The organism is Actinoalloteichus spitiensis RMV-1378, assembly GCF_000239155.1.
GTDB classification, from domain to species: Bacteria; Actinomycetota; Actinomycetes; order Mycobacteriales; family Pseudonocardiaceae; genus Actinoalloteichus_B; species Actinoalloteichus_B spitiensis.
Genome location: NZ_AGVX02000792.1, coordinates 1 through 1,062, shown reverse-complemented (window position 1 = coordinate 1,062; position 1,062 = coordinate 1). Strand labels below are relative to the sequence as shown.

1 protein-coding gene is annotated in these 1,062 nt (G+C 74.8%); it reads left to right on the top strand.

Going from position 1 to position 1,062, the window contains the following annotated elements; all coding sequences use genetic code 11:
* Positions 1-1,062: serine/threonine-protein kinase (locus ACTIDRAF_RS31355; RefSeq protein WP_016701446.1), on the top strand; the 1,062-nt coding region annotated here is incomplete at both ends.

The window sequence follows — 1,062 nt, the reverse complement described above, 5'->3', positions numbered from 1 at the left end:
GGGGCGGTCGCGGGGGCGCCGGGGGCCGGCGGGGACACCGTGCGGGCCACCGAGGTCGCGCCGGCCCTGTTCGGCGCCGGGCACGGCGCCAGCAGGAGCCAGGGACGGTTCCAGCGCATCCGGCAGCTCGGCAAGGGCGGGTTCGGTTCCGTCTGGTTGGCGATGGACACCAGCCTGAACCGGATGGTGGCCGTGAAGATCGCCCACGCCCCCGATGCCGAGGGCGAGGAACGGATGATCCGGGAGGCGCGGGCTCTCGCCGCCGTGCGGCACCCCAACTGCGTCCGGATCTACGACATCGTCAACGACCTCGGGGACGGCAGCGACGGCCTCGCCCTCGTCATGGAGTACATCGAGGGTGACGCGCTCTCCGACGTCGTCCGCGAGAACACCCTCGACGACGTGGCCGCGGCCCGGCTGTGGGCCAGCATGGCCGAGGCGCTGGGGGCGGCGCACGAGAAGGGGTTGCTGCACCGGGACATCAAGCCGGCGAACATCCTGGTCGACCACGCGGGCGTCGCGCACCTCATCGACTTCGGCATCGCCCGCAGCAGCGGGGACAGCAGCCTCACCGCCACCGGGATGATGGTGGGGACCCCCGACTACATCGCCCCCGAGGTGGCGCGCGGCGGGGACGCCACCCCCGCCTCCGATGCCTGGCAGTTGGCGGCCACGGTCAGCTACGCGCTCACCGCCAACCCGCCCAGGGGCTACCGGGAGAACGCGATGGCCTCGCTGATGGCGGCCGCGCACGACCCGGAACTGGTGCACCTGCCCGAGCAGAGCGTCCACCGGCAGCTGCTCCTCGCCGCGTTGGACCAGGACCCGGCGCGGCGTCCCCCGCTCCCGGTGATCGTTCGGGAGCTCGGTGGGTGGCTCGGGCGGTCGGGGCTGAGCAACGAGGGCCCGGTGACCAGGCGCATCGCCCAGGAGGACCTCGACCGCACCCAGGTGCACCGGCCCGGGGGCCCGGAGGCCGGGAGCGGCCAACGCCCGCCCTTCCCCCCACCCGGGGGTCCACCCCAGTCCGGGCCGCCGTCGCCGTCCGCGCCGCACCCGTCC